Annotated in this window: 23 protein-coding genes; 19 read left to right on the top strand and 4 right to left on the bottom strand. The window is 74.6% G+C overall.

The window, feature by feature from the left end:
- Positions 1-14: 14 nt before the first annotated feature.
- Positions 15-764, bottom strand: coding sequence for a hypothetical protein (locus ABH941_RS38670; RefSeq protein WP_370135942.1), 750 nt, complete (start codon positions 762-764; stop codon positions 15-17).
- Between the two features lie 564 nt (positions 765-1,328).
- Complete coding sequence (locus ABH941_RS38665) at positions 1,329-1,763, bottom strand: hypothetical protein (protein WP_370135939.1); 435 nt, start codon at positions 1,761-1,763, stop codon at positions 1,329-1,331.
- A 198-nt stretch (positions 1,764-1,961) separates the two neighbouring features.
- Between ABH941_RS38665 and ABH941_RS38660 the strand changes: the two genes are divergently transcribed.
- The 18 genes from ABH941_RS38660 (at position 1,962) to ABH941_RS38575 (ending at position 12,901) form a co-directional block, all read left to right on the top strand.
- Positions 1,962-2,408, top strand: a complete 447-nt coding sequence (locus ABH941_RS38660; protein WP_370135936.1) for a hypothetical protein — start codon at positions 1,962-1,964, stop codon at positions 2,406-2,408.
- 48 nt (positions 2,409-2,456) lie between these two features.
- The gene (locus ABH941_RS38655) at positions 2,457-3,041 is read left to right on the top strand and encodes an LPD29 domain-containing protein (protein ID WP_370135933.1); all 585 of its coding nucleotides are present in this window, start codon (positions 2,457-2,459) and stop codon (positions 3,039-3,041) included.
- Between the two features lie 188 nt (positions 3,042-3,229).
- Positions 3,230-3,649, top strand: a complete 420-nt coding sequence (locus tag ABH941_RS38650) for a hypothetical protein (protein ID WP_370135931.1) — start codon at positions 3,230-3,232, stop codon at positions 3,647-3,649.
- Positions 3,650-3,840: 191 nt separating this feature from the next.
- Complete coding sequence (locus tag ABH941_RS38645; protein ID WP_370135928.1) at positions 3,841-4,419, top strand: hypothetical protein; 579 nt, start codon at positions 3,841-3,843, stop codon at positions 4,417-4,419.
- A gap of 136 nt (positions 4,420-4,555) precedes the next feature.
- Positions 4,556-4,924 (top strand): hypothetical protein, encoded by a 369-nt coding sequence (locus ABH941_RS38640; RefSeq protein ID WP_370135925.1) that lies wholly within the window; start codon positions 4,556-4,558, stop codon positions 4,922-4,924.
- 92 nt (positions 4,925-5,016) lie between these two features.
- Positions 5,017-6,189, top strand: a complete 1,173-nt coding sequence (gene dnaN, locus ABH941_RS38635) for a DNA polymerase III subunit beta (RefSeq protein WP_370135922.1) — start codon at positions 5,017-5,019, stop codon at positions 6,187-6,189.
- Positions 6,190-6,414: 225 nt separating this feature from the next.
- Complete coding sequence (locus ABH941_RS38630) at positions 6,415-7,002, top strand: LPD29 domain-containing protein (RefSeq protein WP_370135920.1); 588 nt, start codon at positions 6,415-6,417, stop codon at positions 7,000-7,002.
- A gap of 68 nt (positions 7,003-7,070) precedes the next feature.
- Positions 7,071-7,400 (top strand): hypothetical protein, encoded by a 330-nt coding sequence (locus ABH941_RS38625; RefSeq protein WP_370135918.1) that lies wholly within the window; start codon positions 7,071-7,073, stop codon positions 7,398-7,400.
- Between the two features lie 74 nt (positions 7,401-7,474).
- Complete coding sequence (locus tag ABH941_RS38620) at positions 7,475-7,861, top strand: hypothetical protein (protein WP_370135915.1); 387 nt, start codon at positions 7,475-7,477, stop codon at positions 7,859-7,861.
- Positions 7,862-7,907: 46 nt separating this feature from the next.
- The gene (locus ABH941_RS38615) at positions 7,908-8,294 is read left to right on the top strand and encodes a hypothetical protein (RefSeq protein WP_370135912.1); all 387 of its coding nucleotides are present in this window, start codon (positions 7,908-7,910) and stop codon (positions 8,292-8,294) included.
- 354 nt (positions 8,295-8,648) lie between these two features.
- Complete coding sequence (locus ABH941_RS38610; RefSeq protein WP_370135909.1) at positions 8,649-9,041, top strand: hypothetical protein; 393 nt, start codon at positions 8,649-8,651, stop codon at positions 9,039-9,041.
- 81 nt (positions 9,042-9,122) lie between these two features.
- Positions 9,123-9,293: a hypothetical protein gene (locus ABH941_RS38605; RefSeq protein WP_370135907.1), complete on the top strand. Its 171-nt coding sequence runs from the start codon at positions 9,123-9,125 to the stop codon at positions 9,291-9,293.
- Positions 9,294-9,449: 156 nt separating this feature from the next.
- A complete protein-coding gene (locus ABH941_RS38600) occupies positions 9,450-10,055 on the top strand; it encodes a hypothetical protein (RefSeq protein WP_370135906.1) in 606 nt (201 codons plus the stop codon).
- 44 nt (positions 10,056-10,099) lie between these two features.
- Positions 10,100-10,402: a hypothetical protein gene (locus tag ABH941_RS38595; protein ID WP_370135904.1), complete on the top strand. Its 303-nt coding sequence runs from the start codon at positions 10,100-10,102 to the stop codon at positions 10,400-10,402.
- Between the two features lie 224 nt (positions 10,403-10,626).
- A complete protein-coding gene (locus ABH941_RS38590; RefSeq protein ID WP_370135901.1) occupies positions 10,627-11,244 on the top strand; it encodes a hypothetical protein in 618 nt (205 codons plus the stop codon).
- Positions 11,245-11,335: 91 nt separating this feature from the next.
- Complete coding sequence (locus ABH941_RS38585; RefSeq protein ID WP_370135899.1) at positions 11,336-11,917, top strand: hypothetical protein; 582 nt, start codon at positions 11,336-11,338, stop codon at positions 11,915-11,917.
- Positions 11,918-12,235: 318 nt separating this feature from the next.
- A complete protein-coding gene (locus tag ABH941_RS38580) occupies positions 12,236-12,475 on the top strand; it encodes a hypothetical protein (protein ID WP_370135896.1) in 240 nt (79 codons plus the stop codon).
- A 75-nt stretch (positions 12,476-12,550) separates the two neighbouring features.
- The gene (locus ABH941_RS38575; protein WP_370135893.1) at positions 12,551-12,901 is read left to right on the top strand and encodes a hypothetical protein; all 351 of its coding nucleotides are present in this window, start codon (positions 12,551-12,553) and stop codon (positions 12,899-12,901) included.
- 583 nt (positions 12,902-13,484) lie between these two features.
- Here ABH941_RS38575 and ABH941_RS38570 read toward each other — a convergent pair.
- Together ABH941_RS38570 and ABH941_RS38565 are read right to left on the bottom strand one after the other, a co-directional pair.
- Positions 13,485-14,000 carry a hypothetical protein gene (locus tag ABH941_RS38570; protein WP_370135891.1) on the bottom strand — a complete coding sequence of 172 codons (516 nt, stop codon included), beginning with the start codon at positions 13,998-14,000 and terminating at the stop codon, positions 13,485-13,487.
- A 365-nt stretch (positions 14,001-14,365) separates the two neighbouring features.
- Positions 14,366-14,557, bottom strand: a complete 192-nt coding sequence (locus ABH941_RS38565) for a hypothetical protein (RefSeq protein ID WP_370135888.1) — start codon at positions 14,555-14,557, stop codon at positions 14,366-14,368.
- Positions 14,558-15,120: 563 nt separating this feature from the next.
- Between ABH941_RS38565 and ABH941_RS38560 the strand changes: the two genes are divergently transcribed.
- The gene (locus tag ABH941_RS38560; protein ID WP_370135886.1) at positions 15,121-15,855 is read left to right on the top strand and encodes a hypothetical protein; all 735 of its coding nucleotides are present in this window, start codon (positions 15,121-15,123) and stop codon (positions 15,853-15,855) included.
- Positions 15,856-15,952: the final 97 nt, after the last annotated feature.

Here is a 15,952-nt window from a genome sequence, read left to right as displayed (position 1 = left end):
TGGTCCGGTGGTGGCTACGCGGCGGGCTTGCTGGCGGGCGGCTGGTGCTTGAAGACGCGGAGCGCGCCGGTGAGCTGGAAGGTCTCCTCGCAGCCGGTGCAGGTGCCCCAGTGGCGCATCCCTCGGCGGCGGACCGTCCCGGCCTTGGCCTCCTGTCCGGCTCCGGGGCAGGGCGTCGGCTTGGGGATGCCCCGGGTCCACTCCAGCGGGGCGGTGGGGAAGCAGTGCGTACACAGCAGCGGTCCGCGCTCGTTGACCGCGTCCTGCTCGGTGCGGCCGGCCAGGTCGGGCAGCCACTGGAACTCGGTGGCCTCCCGGCGCGAGCACTGGTCCGAGGAGTGGATGTGACCGCCGGTGCTGGAGGTCACCAGGAAGAACCGCGACCAGCGGCGCAGCAGCCACTCGTGGTGCGGCAGGGCGGCCAGTTCGGCCAGGTCCGCGATCGTCGCCCGCGCCGTCGCGACCGCCTCCAGGGCGCGTTCCAGGTGGGGGCGGTCCCAGGGTCTGACGTTGTCCCGGTCGAGCATGTCGCGGGCCAGCTCCAGGGCCTTCTCGTCGCTCATCAGCCAGCGCGGCCGGCTGCCCCGGCGGTGCTCGTCGCGGTCCTTGACCGCGTGGTGGATGGTGTCCAGGTGCTTGGCGAGGGCGGTGCGGGCGTCCCGGCGGGCGGTGGCGATGTCGCTGGCCCAGTAGTCGATCTGGGCCGGGGTCAGGTCGGCGAGCTGGTCGGCGGTGTAGCGCTCGTGCAGGACGGTGGTGGTCATCGGGTTCCCCTCCTCGGTGGCGACACCACTAGTCTACTTCTATTTTTAGCACATGTCTATATAGAGCATGAGTAATAGGTGATGGGATATCTCGCTTCTGGCGGCCTCTCCGCCGGGAGAATCCGACAACAGGGGGCCCGCGCCCGGTCGCAGGTGATCGCCGGGGACCGGGACCTCACGCCAGCAGGCACCGATGAGCAGCTCGGTCCAGTCGCACCCGCAGTAGGCGCGGTCGACGTCGGGCAGGGCGGACAGCAGGGCGGTGGCGGCTTCGCCGGGGTGCCCGGTGACGCGGTCTCCGTTCAGGTGGCGCGGCGTCGGCCGGGGCGGGGGTTCGGCGCGTCGACCGGGGCGCCCGCGGGGCCCGCCGCCGTCAAACCGCGCCGGTCTCGGGGTGGTGGACGGCGGCGGACCGCCCCGCCGGGATCGCGCGAAGGACAGCGGGGGGCGGCCCCGGTGGTCGGTGCGTGGATGTCGGACGCCACGGCCGGACCGTTCTCGCCGGTCCGCAGGCTGGCCGCCCCCCGGGGCAACCGGCCGCTGCCGTCGGCCGCCCGTGGAGCCTCAGCAACCGGGGAGCGGCCTGGCACCCCCCTGGCGGAGCAGCTGCAGCACCTCGTCCTCGCGGCCGTCCGCGAGGAGCTGCGCGCCCTCGGCGCTGATCGCGCGCAGTTCCCGGATCTCGGCGGTCACCGCTTCGGAGCCCTCGCGCAGCCAGGCGATCCGCTGCTCAGGGGTGGAGCCGTCCGGGGCCGGTCGTCGCGGGGGGTACAGGGCCATGCGTTCGGCGGACCACTGGGCCAGGCAGTGCCGCAGCTCCCACATCGCGTAGTACGCACGGCCCCTTTCGAGCAGTCGCACGGAGCGGGCCATCACCTCGTGCAGCCCGCACACCTCGGCCCGGACGGCGCTGAGGGTCAGCTGGGCCATGTGCTCGCGGGCGTCGGCGTCGGTGCCGTTCCCCTGGAGCAGGCCGTCGCGGATGTCCGAAGCGTCCATGGGTGCGTCTCCTCGTGCTGGGGGTGGAAGGGGTCCGGATCGGGCCCTCCTCGGTGGCAACACCACCAATCTACTTGAATTTTTAGCACATGTCCATATAGAGTATGAGCAATGAAGAGCGGGGGTTATCGCACCGCAGTGTGCGAGCCGCCCCGCATCCGACCCCTCCACCCGGAGGATCCGACAACAGGAGGCCCCGTGCCCAACCGCAGGCGTGTCGTCGAGGTGCTCACCCAGGACGCGGTGGGGGCGCAGCAGTGGAACGGCGCGCGCGGGGAGTGCGTGACCATGCCCACCGACGCCTACTACGCCGTCCAGGACGCCATGACGGCCGTGCTGGAACGCGTCGCCCGCGCGGTGGACTGGCCCCGGCTGCTCACCGAGGCCGCCTCCCGCCACCTGGTAGTGCACCCGGACCTGGAACCGGACGACCGGCACTGGAACCCGGCCGCCGGCGCCGTCTGCGGCGAGTGCCTGTGCGAGGCGCTGCTGGCGGACGACCGCGGCGCCCCGAACTGGCGGGACCACCCGGTCTCGCCCAGGGAGCAGCCCCACACCGACTGGCCCCGGGTGGTCGCCGACAACCTGCACCACCGCGCGGCCTCCCACTACCACCCCTACCGGGACGCCCCGCGAACCACCTGAACACCTGCGATCCCCGCCCCCGCCCCTCCCCCCTGAAGGAGTCCGACCATGAGCCGCACCAGCTGGACCCACCCGCTCGCCCTGCTGCGCGGCGCGGCCGAGGGCGAGGACATCCGCTACTTCCGCTCCCTGCTGCACCTGCACACCCACGCCGCGCCCCTGCTGGCGGCCGGCCTGGTGGTCAGGGCCGACGTGGACCACCCCACCTGCCTGGCCTACACCGCCACCGGGCGCGGCGCGCGGTTCCACGCCCAGCACCTGGCTGGCACCCCGACCACCAAGGCCAACTACTGGGACCGCGAGCCGGCCCTGGTGGCCGCGGCCGCCGAGCTGGCCCGCTGGTGCGAGGGCGAGGAGCTGAGCACCGCCCGCAGCGCCGCCCACCTGCGCGGCCTGTTGCGCGCGGCCTTCCCCGGCGAGGCGTTCACCGTGCGCAGCGGACGCGCGGGCGGCCGGGCCGCCCGCGAGATCACCGTCGCCTGGAGCGGGGGCCCGGCCGAGGAGCAGGTCGCCGACGTGGCGCGCCCGCTGCTCCCGGGCCCGGACCGGCGTCCGGTGGGCCGGGTCCGGATCGGCGGGGCCGACCTGCCGGTCACTCCCGCGGTCCGCGCGGTGCGCCTGATCCGCGGCTGACCTGCCGGACGGCGGCCGGCCCCGGCGCCCGGCGGGGCCGGCCCGATCGGGGCGCTGGAGGGCGACGATCGCCATCGACTTGCATATTTAGCACAGTTACATATAAAATATGACTAGCGGCGAGAGGGAAGCGCCGCCCCCGCCGGGATCACCCGGCGGGCGGCCCCGGCCCCACCGCGGAGGACACCTTGACCACCTTCAGGCAGGCATGGAACACCGTCGTCGCCGAGCTCACCGCGCAGCCGTGGGACTTCACCGACGCCGACGGCACCACCGTGACCGTCATCCCCGAGGGCCTGCCCCAGGGCCCCGGCGAGGGCGCGGTGGTCCTGCGGATCACCGAGAACCACCACCGGGCCGCCGAGGCGTACGTCACCACCGCGCAGATGCCGGACCTGGTCGCCTCCCTGCACGCCGACGCTCCCGCCGAGCTGCCCGGCGTCCTGGCCACCGTCACCACCGGCCCCGGCCCCGACGGCGGCCTGGTGCTGGGCGTCGAGCAGTACGACGGCGTCACCGCGCGGGCCGTCCTGCCCTCCCCCGTGCGCTCGCACCTGGCGGCCGCACTGGCCCGGGCCGCCGACGTCGCCCGCGGCTGGGAGAAGTAGCGCCGCCCGCCCCCGAACCACCCCGCGCGACCGCGCCCCGCGGTTGCGCGGGCAGCGCCTCAGCTGACAAGGAGACCTCCATCGAACGCCACAACGTCACCGACCACAGCGGAGCCGTCCACGAGGGGCTCTTCAACGCGCACACCGGATTCCTGATCGACCTGGCCTGCGGCGCGGGCCGCTACGAGATCGTGCACCCCTACCACCAGCTGGACCCGGCGCGCAGGACGGACGCCGGCCTGTCGTGCGCGGTGTGCCGGGGAATCGAGGCGGCGGACCCGGCCGCGCCGCGGCACCTGGGCGAGCTGGCCCGCGAGCACGCCGACGCCGTCCTCGCCCGCGCCGACCGGCGCGGGTACCCGCCCTCGCTGAGCAGCGACGGGCTGCGCCAGTCGCTGGCGGCCCTGTACCCGGACCGTGCCCCGGACGAGAAGCTGTACCCCCTGATCCGCGAGCACCTGGTCACCTCGCTGACCGAGCGGGCGATGACCGTGCCGCCGGGCACACCCGAGGTGCTGGTCGAGTACACCCGCTACACCGGCGGCACCCTGCGCGCCCCGATCGGCCCGGGCGACCGGCTGATGCACGACGGCGTCGCCGGCGGCAACTGGTCCATCTCCCACGTCGTCGCGGTCCGCAGCACCGCGGACGGCGTCCAGGTCACCCTGCGCGAGGACGGCCGGCCCCCGGCCCGCTGGACCGCGCCCAACGTCACCCGCTGGTTCCTCAAGCTGGACCGCGGCCCCCTGGCACCGGCCGACCACCACTGACAGACAGCACCGCGACCGGGCGCCCGCCCCGGGCAGCCGGGCACGGGCAGCCGGGCCCTGCGCGGCCGGTCACCGGTCATCCACCCCCGGCGGCACCCCCGCCGCCGGGGAGCAGCAGCAACGAGAGGACCCGCCCTTGAGTCACCGTCCCACCCAAGCCTCCGTCGCCGCACTGCTGCTGGACCCGTACACGGTCCGGGCGCCGGCCTGGATGTTCGTGCAGTCCGCCGGCCCGGGGCTGGTCTCGTTCGTCGGCGCCAGCCGGATCCCCGACACCGGCCCGGCGCACCCGCTGCGCCTGGGCAGCGGCCGCACCCACCAGTTGGCGGTGGGTGAGATGTACCTGCGCCCGTACTGGGCGCTGGGCACCGACGCCCTGCGCGGCAAGGGCCTTGGCCCGCTGGTCACCGAGCCGCTGGGCCACCCCGGCACCCTGGCCGGCTACCTGGGGCAGGGCGAGCTCCTGATGGACCCCCACCAGTTGTTCCCGCTGCGCGAGAGCTGACCTTCGCCCGCACCGCCGTCCCCTACCCGCGGCGCGGGCGCGCCCGCGCCGCCGGCCGCCCCTCCCCTGTTCCCCGACCCCCGGAGGTCCCATTGACCCGTACCGCCACCGCCGCCGTCCTGCCGCAGGGCGCCGGCGAGCCGAGCGCCACCGTGCCGCTGTCCGACCTGCTGGCCGCGCTGAAGCGCAACGTCTGGGCGCTGCCCACCCGGACCCCGGTCCCGGTGATGGCCGGCATCATGCTCCGCATCGGGGCCGACCGCCTGGTCCTGGAGAGCTTCGACTACGAGGTCGGCTGCACCAGCCGCCTCGACGCCGCCACCAGCGGCGAAGGGGTGCGGCTCGTGCCCGGACGCGCCCTGCAGGACATGCTCAAGCCGCTGGACCCCAAGCGGGCCGCCACGCTGCTCTTCGAGGGCCCCCACGTCGTCATCCGCCAGGGCCGCACCCGGGCCACCGTGGTCACCCTGCCCGTGGAGGACTACCCCGACCTGCCGGTTCCGCGGGCCGACGCCCCCCGGTTCGCCCTGTCCGGGGCCGACCTGTTCACCCTGGCCGCCCGGGCCCGCGCCGTCGCCGGACGCGACGACACCAAGCCGGCCATGACCGGGGCGTGGTGCGAACTGGACGCCGACGCCCTGACCGTGGTCGCCTGCGACAATCAGCGCCTGGCGGTGAGCCGCGTCCCGGTCGCCGTCGAGAACCCCGCCGAGGTCCGCACGCTGCTGCCCTCCCGCGTCCTGGAGAACCTCGCCCGCCACCTGCGCACGCAGGACAGCGTCACCCTCTCCCTGGACCCGGACCCCCAGGGCCTGCAGCTCGCCGTCTTCGAGGCCGGCGGCACGCTGATCACCGTCCGCCCGCTGCCCCACGCGTACTTCGCCTGGAACACCCTGGTCCCCAGCGAGTTCACCGCGAGCTACGAGCTGGACACCGCGGCCGCGCGCAAGGCCACCGAGATCGCCGCCACCGCGGCCCTGCGCAGCACCCCCGTCCGCGTGACGTTCACCGACAGCGCCGCGACGTTCCGCGCCGGCAACCTCGACGAGGGGCAGGTGGCCCACGAGATCGACGCCACCGCCGTGACCGGGTCCTTCGACCAGGTGCTCGGGCTCAACCCGGCCCACCTGATCGAGGGCCTGAAGTCGCTGGGCACCGCGACCACCCGACTGGACCTGGCCACGGCACGCAAGCCGTTCGTGCTCTCCTCCCCCGAGGCGCCCGGCTACCAGTACGTGATCGCGCCCGTCAGCATCAACGGCTGACACCCCGCCACCGCACCGGGCCGCGGCCCCCAGGGGACCGCGGCCCGGGCCCGGTCGCAGGGAGCAGCGCGGCGCCGCGGCGGTCCGGGACGGCACGGGCGGGCGGCGGTGCGGGTCCCGGGGCGGGAACCCTCTCCGCGTACTTGCAGAATTAGCACCTTTGCATATAGAGTATGAGTCATGGAACGGGGGAGCTGACCCGTCAGAATGCCGGGAGGCCACCCCATGAGCGACACCATGATCACCCGCGCGGACGTCACCGCCCCCGCCTACCTCGCGATGCGCCTGAACCCGGGCACCGAGGTCGAGTACCGCGGCTCCCAGGCGCAGGCGCACGGCGCCTGGAAGGTCCGCCCGTGCAGCTGCACGGGCTGCACCGCCCGCGTCCTGCTCGGCTTCCCTGCCAACCGCTACGCCCTGATCGCCGCCGACGGCACCGCGGGACCCCACCACGTCCGCCACACCTCGGTGGTCCCGGTGCTCGGTGAGGAGGAGCGGATGGAGGCCGGTATCTGGCTCTCCACCCGCGACACCGCCCTGCACCTGCGCCGCCTGCTGCGCACCGCCTTCCCCGCGACGAAGTTCTCCGTGCGCTGCGGACGCCGCGACGCCAAGGGCCTGGCCCGCTACGAGATCACCGTCACCTGGACCGGCGGCCCCACCCGCACCGCGGTGGCCACCCTCACCGCCCCGCTGCTGGCCACCCACGGCAACTCCACCCACCGCCGCCCCGCCGCCGTCCACGTCGCCACCGGCGGCCACCGCCACATCGGCACCCCCAGCGCCCACGCCATCCACCTCGACCGCCGCTGACCGGCCCCGCACCTGCCCCGCAGAGCGCGGGCGCTGTTCCCCACCAACCCGCCCCCGGGAGGCCCGGCGTGACCACCGATACCCCGCAGGACCCATTCGCCGCGTTCGCCGTCGCCCAGGAGCAGCGCGCGCTGCGCGAGCGGGCCGACCGGTCCCAGGACCTCGCCCGCGCCTCCATCGCCCGCCTGACCGGCAGGCGCCTGGCCGAGAGCTGGATGGCCACCAACGCCGCCCCGATGACCGCGGAGCTCGCCGTCGTGCGCGGCTGGCTCATGGACGAGCTCCAGAACCGCATGACCGCGCCCCGGTTCAACGCCTGGATCGACGCGGAGTGCACCGCGCCCGCGGGCATCTGGATCTCGCCGCTGCGCTACCTGCCCACCGCACCCGCCGCCTGACGCCCGTCCCGGCACGTCCCCCTGCCGAGCGGCCCGCCATCGCGACCAGCCCTTCCAGATCGGAGCCACCCGTCATGAGCAGCACCCCATTGACCAGCCCCTACGCCGAGCAGGAATGCCCGCGCAACCCGGGCGGCGGCCACATGGCCAAGCCCGTCGCGCTCGACCCGGGACGCTTCTGCGTCTACTGCGGCGCCGCGGACCCCGCCTCACTGCCGACCCCGCAGGGGACGTTCACCGTGTTCGGGATCATCAACCGCAGCGGCTCGCGGCCCGAGCTCCAGGTCGCCGGCGTCATCGCGGGCGAGGCCGCCCGCGTCGACCTCGTAGACCGCCCCTGGGCCTACACCGACACCGAGGGCCGGTGGAGCGGCACCTTCACGGCCGCCACCTGGAGCGACGCCGAGGCCATGGCCCACGCCGGTGTCGAGTCCGGGGCCCTGGGCGAGCCCTGGCGCTGACCGGCCCGCTCGCCGGGCGCGCCCACCACCTCCGGAAAGGTCCCCTATGACCACCGAGAACACCCCGGCCTCCGCCGGGCCGCACGCCACCGACCCGGTGCGCACCGGCGTCGACCTGAGCACCGAGGCGGCCGTGCGCGCGTTCCTCGACATCTGCCTGCACGGGCGGATCAAGCGGACCCCGGCCAAGCTCGCCTCGACCATGGCGCACTGGCTGCGGGACCCGCTGCACGAGCACGCCCCGCACCTGGTCCCCCTGCACGAGCGGGCCCAGCGGCTGCGCCGCGAGGCCGAAGCCGCCCAGCGCGCCCACGCCGCCGCCCAGCACGCCTACACCGCCGCCCTCACCCGGTGGATCACCACTCCGAACACGACCACCGACGAAGCCGAACCGGGAGGACCGCATCGACCCGACCACCGCGAACCCCGATGACCGACCCGAACCCACCGCCGGCCTGTCCCCCTGCGCCGCGCGAGTCGCGGACCTGGCCGCCGCCGGCCGGTGCCCGCTGCCGGCCCGGCACGCCTGGCGGCTGGAGGAGATCAAGGCCGGCCGCCGTCGGCCCAGCTCCCTGGACCTCGCGCTTGTCGCCGAGACCGCCGGGGTCGACGTCCACTGGCTGCTCACAGGTGAGCAGCACGGCCCGGTGACCCTGCTGTGCGTCCTTCCCCTGCGGGCCCGGTACCCGGCACCGACGCAGGAGTGACCACCGCCGGCCGACCCCGGGCAGCCGGCCCCCCTCGCCACGACCATCCGACACCCCCGCCACACCACCGGGAGAACACCGTGATCGACATCGAAGCCCACCTCCCCGCGGCCGAACAGCAGACCGCGGACACCGCTCGCCTGCTGGCGCTGGCCGAACTCCTGGGAGTCGACCCGACCGACCTCGACGAGGCCGTCCACGACGCGGCCGCCCGCTACGCCTCCGAAAGGTGCAACAACCCCGGCACCGCCGACGAGGACCAGGGCGACAGCGAGGGAGAGGAAGCGGAAGCGGAGGAGGAGGACCAGGGCGACGACGGCGAGGGCGAGGAGGAACTCTACGAGGGCCTGTACGGGGAAGCCGGCAGGCAGGCGGCCGCGGTCAACAACGGCGGCCTGGACGCCCAGATCCCCTACATCCTCGCCCAGTACGGCGCCGAGAGCGCCGAGCGGCTCATCCGCGAAGCCGCCTGATCGCGCCCCGCGATCGGACCGGGTGCAGCACCCGAACACCGAGCCCACCACCCTCACCGATGACAGACCCCGGAGGAATCCATGCCGAACCAGACCACGGCCACGGCCGACCCGACCGTCCCCTGCCCCACCGCGTTCGTCGAACTCGCACTGGCGGACGGGACGTGCGCCCGGTGGAGCCTGTCGGAGGACGACCCCCGGATCGAGCGCATGGAACTCGTCCTCGGGGCGCCGGACACCCTCGCGCCGTGACCGCGCCGCCGGAGACCGTGGGCGCGCTCAGAGCCGGGGCGGTCGGCGAACCGCCCCGCGCGGCTCCGCCCGTGCCGCACCGGCCCCGTCGGCAGGCACTGGCCGCACCTCCCTTCCCGCCCGCGCCGCCGCGCACCCCGCCACCAGGAGGCCCCGATGACGACCACCCCCGAGGCGCTGCGGCGCGACCTGCGGGACCTGCTGCTGGACGAGGCCGGCCGCTTGCGGGCCGACCTTGCGAGCGATCCGGACGCGTTGGTGCAGGACCTGGCCGGCCTGCTGCAGCCGGTCCTGGACCGCGGTGCCCGCGCCCTTGGGGCCACGGCCCGCGCCCACTTGCACGCCGTGGAGGCCGCGTGCTGGCTGGCCGGTCAGCCCGTCGCCCACGAGCGGGCCCTGGCGGCCGGCGAGGAGGTCCGGGCCCTGGTCGAGATCAGCCCCCTCGACCCGAACGCCCCCGCCGTCCGTCCCTCGCGCTACACCGCCGGCGTGCTGCCGGCGGGCCACAGCGACGCGGGCCTGTACGAGATCACCGTCGAGGAACTCGCCGCGGACCAGTGGACCGTGGTCCACCTGCGCACCCACCTGGACGCCGACGGGCACTGGCAGCGCGAACCACCCCACGACGACGGCGCCTGGTGGGAGCAGCACCTGTTCGACCTGCCCACCGCCCTGGCCCTGGCCCGCCGCGCCGCCCCGCAGGTCGCCCTGGACGGCGTCACCGCCGGCCAGGTCCGCGCCGGACACCCCGGGCCGCGCTGAGATGAGACCGGAACACCAACGACCACCCGAGGAGCCCGACCGCCGTGACCGACCCCGACGTCCCCGCCGCAGCGCTGTACCTGTCCGGCTGGCTGCGCGGCGCCCCGCTGCACACCGAGACCGTCGCCGAAGCGATCGCCGCCGCCCGCGAGACCCACCGCCGCCGGGGCCTTGGGCCCGACGCCGGCGTCCTGGCCTCCTTCGGCGAGCAGAGCGCCGCCGGCCTGGACGCCGACCTGTGGGCCTGGCCCGGAACGCCGCCGAGCGGTGGCGCGAAGGCCGGCTCACCCCCGACCCCGACCACCGCGACGCCCCCAGCGGCCACTCCTACTGCGGGTTCGCGCTGACCAACGCCGAACTGGACGACGTCTTCGGCGACGACCTGCCCGACGGCAGCTGACCCGCGCACCGCCGGCGGGTACGGGCAGTGGCCCGCGGACCGGCGTCCGGGAGCTCATCACCATGGGCCACCTTACCCATCTACTTGCATAATTAGCACATTCACATATAGAGTATGACTTATTGGAAGGCGGTCGTCCCCGCCACAGCTGCCAGGCCAGGAGATGCCCCCGTGAGCACGAACACCCAGCAGGGCGCGACCTGCGACGCCGAGCCCCTCACCCCCGCCGCCGAACCGGTCCCCGGCTCCCCCTGGACCGGGCGCGCGGCCGCCGGCCCGAACGGCGCCTCCGGCACCGTGCGCCGGGTCTTCCGGGTCGAGGGAATCGAGATCGCACTCCTGACCGACGCCGCGGTCGCCCGCGTGTGGGCCGAGCCCGTCGACCTGCTCGCCACCGGGGGGCGCGCGGCCGCCGTCGCCGACTTCGCCGAACGGTGGCAGGAACTGGGCCGGGCGGAGGCGGCCGTGTTCGAGGGCGACGCCGGGCAGCTGGCCCGCTACCGGGAGCTGTCCGCGGCGCTCACCCCGTTCACCCGCGCCAGGACCCGCCTGCGCCGGGCCCTGATCGAGCAGGCCGCGGCCGGGGACCGCGTCGCCTACCCGCTGCACGGCCTGCTGGGCACGATCGTGGACCCCCACTCGCGGCCCGGCGGCGAGCTGCGCACCGACATGCTGCTGCGCCTGGACGAGCGCCACCTCCGGGAGGACCCCGCGCTGCGCGGGCACCACCGCGACGGCCTGCTGGAGGTCGGCGTCCTATTGCTGTGGCCCACCCTCGGACTCCTGTAGGCGTCCCCGCCGCACCCGGGTCCGGCACCGCGAACGCGACCGGCCGGCCCCGGCCCGCCCCCTTCCCCGCCCCCACCTCCGGAGGTACCGCTTGCACCCCGCCCCCACCGACGCCACCAGCCCCCTGCCCGACCCTCCCGGCCCCGGCCGGCGCCACCCCATGGCCACGGGGTGGCGGGCGATGGCCGGCGCGCCCGGCTCCTACGAGGTCACCTTCCACGGTGAACGGCCCGACGGCGTCCTGGTCGTGTTCGACGACCACCTGCGCTGCCCGCGCCGGGGCGGCGCCGCCCGCGCGGCCCACGACCGGACCATCGCGGACTGGGCGGAGCGGCTGAAGGCCGCCGGCTTCACCGAGGTGCGCACCGGCACCTGCTCCGCCTCCGGGACCGCCCCGCCCCGCCCGCGGCAGCCGGTCACCGCCCGCGTCACCCGCCCGGGCCCGCTCGGATCGCTGAACCGCGCCGTCGCCTTCACCAGCTACACCGGTACCTGCGCCTTCGAACTGCGCGTCGGGGTCACCTACGCCTGCTACCAGGCCAGCGACCACACCGGCCGGGACATCCCGCTGCCGGCCCACATCTCCACCGAGGCCGCCGTCGTGCGGGCCATCGCCGACCACTACGACCTGCCCGGCCCCCTCGACATCCGATTCGACCCCGCGCCGGCGTAGACCGCGCGGGCCGCCCGGCCCTCGGCCAGGAGCACCACGGGGGTCGCACCGGGCCGGCCGAGCAGCGATGCCGCCGGCAGCCGCGCCCCCTCGCACCGACCCGCGCCGGGCCGTACGACGCCTTCGACGCCGACGGGTGCCGGCCCGGGCGCCGCCGGCGGGTACGGGCAGCAGCAGCCGGCGGGCCGGCGTGCGGAAGCACATCGCCCCGGGGACCACCCCGCCCATCTGCTTGCACAGTTAGCACTTTTCAATATAGAGTATGACTTATCGGAAGGCGGTCATCCCCGCCACACTCGCCAGGCCAGGAGATGCCCCGTGAGCACGAACACCCAGCAGGACGCGACCTACAACGCCGCCTTCGACGCCGACGCCAGGGAGGTCACCGTCATCCGCGACGTACGCGGCGGCATCAGCGGACCGGTCGGCGACTACCCCGCCGCCACCCTGGACGAGGCCGTGCGCGTCCTGTTCGACCTCGGCTACACGCCCTGCGGCCCCTGGACCCCCTACTCCTACGGCCGCATCGTCTCCGCGCGCCTGTCCCCCATGCACTGACCCCCACCGGTCCCGGCCGCCGCCCCGGCCGGGACCACCCCCGCACCGCACCCACCCCTACCGGAGGAACCGCCCTTGAGCCTTGACCTGACCGACGACCACCGCTACAACCCCGACGTCCACTTCCGCCGCTACCTGGACCTGGAAGACACGATCTGCGTGATCTGCGTCCAGGACTTCGACTACCGGTCCTACGACAGCACCCGGTTCCTGGACCGCCGCGCCTTCGCCGTCGAGGACGACGCCCTCGCCGCCCCGCTGGACCTCCTGGACATGATCAACGCGACGACCGGCCCCGACGCCGGCCCGGACACCACCGCCGAGGTGCTCCGCACCGCCGACGCCGAGGGCTTCACCGTCCACCTCGGTGCCCTGCCCGCCCCCACCGCCCTGCACACGACCACCCCGACCGCCCTCACCGCGTGACCCCCGGGCCCGGCTCACCGCGAGCCGGGCCCGGGGGGCACCGGCACACCCGGGCGCTGTGCGCCCGTCGCCGCCCCCGGAGGACCGAGGCGAACAGGGAGGACCTGGCCCCCGGAGCCGCGGTCCCCGTCGCCGACGGCACGGTGCGCACCGCCGGCGCGACCCCCGAGGTCCACGGCGAGCCGCTGCGCGTCCGGGTCCAGGACGGGAGGACCTGGCAGGTCGCCGGCTACCGGGCCGTGCCGCCCGATCTGGACGAGATGGGCACCGACGAGCTGCGCGATGCCTTCGGGAAGCCGCCGACCGCGCACCCTGTGCGCGTGCGGCGGGAACGCCTGGACACGATCCTTACCGACGCCCCCGCCTGCCCGCCCCCTGGTCCCAGGACGCGCCGTAGGAGGAGCAGCGGGGAGCCGCCGGGGACACCGACAGCACCGCGGCTCGGCCGCCGCCGGGCGCGTGGCGGCAGTCTCCCGCGCGCCGTCCGCCGATTCGCGGGCTCCGGCACTTCGGGCGCTGCCGTAACCCGTCGGCTTGACGTGCTCACCTGCGCCGGCACAGTCCGGATACCCGGACGCACGGGCTACAGATCGAACGCCGGTTCCGGGTTGAGCTCCGCCAGCACGGCTTGGGCGCGCTCGGTCACCTCGATCTCCGGGGGCTTCAACCTGAGGTACTCCGCTGCCCAGTGGGCAGCCATCTCGTCGTCGCCGATGACGCGGTACACGAACGCCACAGCGTCAACGGCCTGCTCGAAGACCTCCGCCGTGTCGCAGTCCCGGACAAGCAGGGAGATCCGCCAAAGCTCCTCTGGAGCCAGTTCGCGGTGCCGGAACCCCTGGCAGATCTGCGGCTTGGCGAGGTAGCTCCGCTGATTCCCGTGATACATCCCGCGGTAGGCCACCACGCGGATCATGTCGGCGTTGGACTGGCCGTTGTGGTGGTCGTCGGTCCAGATCGCATTGCCTTTGCGGGCGAACGCCCTCTGGGCTTCCTCCAGACTCCGGAGCACCCAGGGAACGCCGACCCAGTGCGTGCTTCCGTCCCTGTACTCGATCTTCATCTCCGCGGCGAGGCCACCGTTCGAGATCTCGAGCATGCTTCCTCCGTACGCCGTCACTACCGGCTGATGTCTCGGGTCCAACGCGTCACGCCGTGCGCCCGGTCCGCCCCGTCGGACGGGTTTCCCTGTCGGCGACCGTACCGGCCCGCCGGCGAGCGGCCCGGCGTTTCACCGACTCTCCCGTCCTCCTGCGCGAAGAACGGCGCAGCCGAGGTCGCGGGCCGCCCGCCGGGAACCGGCACCGGACGACGTGACGCGGACCGGCGGTGCGCCGGCCTGTGGTGCGGAGCAGCAGATGGCCCCGGCATGCGAAGGCCCCCGGCGGTCAGGACGGGGGCGCAGCAAGCGAGGCCTGACCTGGCAGGGGCAGGGGCGGCGGCCCGGCCGGACCCCGGTGGGGCTCAGGCGTCCCAAGCCGCCTTCTGCGCGCAGTTGGAGCAGTACCAGAGGCTGAGCCAGCCCTCCTCGTTGCCCAGCTCCACGCCCGTGGGGTGGACGCCGTACTCGTAGGCGTCGCCCTCGCAGTCGGTGTCCTGCAGATCGCACCGGGGAACAGCGGCCAGCATCGCGTCCAAAACGGTGGTGTCGATCATGGCTGCTCCTCGTGCTGTTCCGGTCGTTCCAACAAGTATTAATCTACATGTTTTTCTAATCGACGTCAACATCGGCACCCCACGATCCGACACTGCCCGACAACGGCGGCCGCCGTGCCCTCGCCGGGCCGCCCACCGCGCCACCGGACAGCAGCAGGCTGAGACGCGGGGTGCGTCGGCCCGGGTGGGACGCGGCCGCCGACTCCGCCACACCCGGCGTCCGCCCAGGTCAGGGCCGCGACGCACCGAGCGACGCGCCCCACCGACGCAGCGGTGACGCACCCGCCAGGGGGTTGTGCCGGTCGCGGCGGGCGGGCGCAGGGCCTCCGGCCGGGCCGGACCGGCCCCGGCCCGCACCAATCCCGCACCGAGCCGGGCGAGCGGGCCGCCGCATCACGCGGGCCCGGCACCGCGGCCGGCCCCCGGTTCCGACCCCGGCCGGGCGGCCGCCTTCTCCGTGCCCGATCGCCGTGGAACTCTACTTGCAGAATTAGCACTCTTTGATATAGAGTATGAGTCATCGGGGCGGTGATCGCCCACCGCCTCCAGGTCAGGAGCAGCCCATGAAGCGCAGCCTTCGCCGCAACATCGAGCGGGCCGTCAACGAGACGTACGGCACCGGGGTCCACCGGGCCGGGATGGCTGGGGTGTTGCTGCTGTTCCCCAAGGACGCGTTCGCCGACATGCCGACGGCCTGGCACCCGGGCGAGGCCTTCGAGAACGTCCTGGCCTACACCTGGCTGCGCGACAACGGCGACGGCACGGCCACCGCCGTGGTCGCCGGGGTGTGGCCCAAGGAGCGCCCGGCGCTGGACGGCGGCGAGTGGACCGAGCCCGAGGTGTGGACGGTGACCGCCGACCGGCAGGTCCTGGAGGACACCTCCTCGCTGGGCGACAAGCCGCAGCGGATCACCTGGATGCTCGACGTCCCCGGCGCGCACATCGTCCGCGAGCCGTACGCCACCCACCCGGTCGCGGCCGTCGAGGCCTACTGGGAGCGCTTTGAGAAGGACTGGGGCTTCGTGCCGAACGAGCTGGAGTACGGCAAGAACCCCCTGGGCCCGGGCCGCCGGTGGCTGATGCTGACCAGCGAGCCCGGCTTCGCGAACATCCCCAACGAGGACGAGCTGCTGCGCATCGCGACCATCCTCATCCGGCGCTTCAACGCCGAGGCCCGCGTCTACAGCTACAACATCGCCCGCCGCGAGATGAACGGCCCCCTGAAGCGCAGCGGCCTGTACGGGCCGCTGAACCTGGTCCCCATCGCCCGCGCCCTGGAGCGGCTCGGCCACCGCTGACCCTCCCCCCGGGGGGGGCCCCCCCCCGGGCCCCCCCCCCCCCCCCCCCCCCCCCCCCCCCCCCGCCCCCCCGGCCCCCCCCCCCCCCCCCCCCAAC

Origin of the sequence: Streptacidiphilus sp. EB103A, assembly GCF_041261405.1 — a bacterium.
GTDB lineage: Bacteria > Actinomycetota > Actinomycetes > Streptomycetales > Streptomycetaceae > Streptacidiphilus.
The sequence above is the reverse complement of the archived record's forward strand: the minus strand, read 5'-3'. Positions and strand labels throughout refer to the sequence as shown.

Excerpts from the sequence above, each read along its gene's own strand:
- ABH941_RS38630 (WP_370135920.1), top strand. The coding sequence starts at position 6,415 with ATGAGCGACACCATGATCACCCGCGCGGACGTCACCGCCCCCGCCTAC.
- ABH941_RS38565 (WP_370135888.1), bottom strand. The coding sequence starts at position 14,557 with ATGATCGACACCACCGTTTTGGACGCGATGCTGGCCGCTGTTCCCCGG.
- ABH941_RS38615 (WP_370135912.1), top strand. The coding sequence starts at position 7,908 with ATGACCACCGAGAACACCCCGGCCTCCGCCGGGCCGCACGCCACCGAC.
- ABH941_RS38665 (WP_370135939.1), bottom strand. The coding sequence starts at position 1,763 with ATGGACGCTTCGGACATCCGCGACGGCCTGCTCCAGGGGAACGGCACC.
- ABH941_RS38560 (WP_370135886.1), top strand. The coding sequence starts at position 15,121 with ATGAAGCGCAGCCTTCGCCGCAACATCGAGCGGGCCGTCAACGAGACG.
- ABH941_RS38600 (WP_370135906.1), top strand. The coding sequence starts at position 9,450 with ATGACGACCACCCCCGAGGCGCTGCGGCGCGACCTGCGGGACCTGCTG.
- ABH941_RS38605 (WP_370135907.1), top strand. The coding sequence starts at position 9,123 with ATGCCGAACCAGACCACGGCCACGGCCGACCCGACCGTCCCCTGCCCC.
- ABH941_RS38670 (WP_370135942.1), bottom strand. The coding sequence starts at position 764 with ATGACCACCACCGTCCTGCACGAGCGCTACACCGCCGACCAGCTCGCC.
- ABH941_RS38655 (WP_370135933.1), top strand. The coding sequence starts at position 2,457 with ATGAGCCGCACCAGCTGGACCCACCCGCTCGCCCTGCTGCGCGGCGCG.
- ABH941_RS38570 (WP_370135891.1), bottom strand. The coding sequence starts at position 14,000 with ATGCTCGAGATCTCGAACGGTGGCCTCGCCGCGGAGATGAAGATCGAG.
- ABH941_RS38620 (WP_370135915.1), top strand. The coding sequence starts at position 7,475 with ATGAGCAGCACCCCATTGACCAGCCCCTACGCCGAGCAGGAATGCCCG.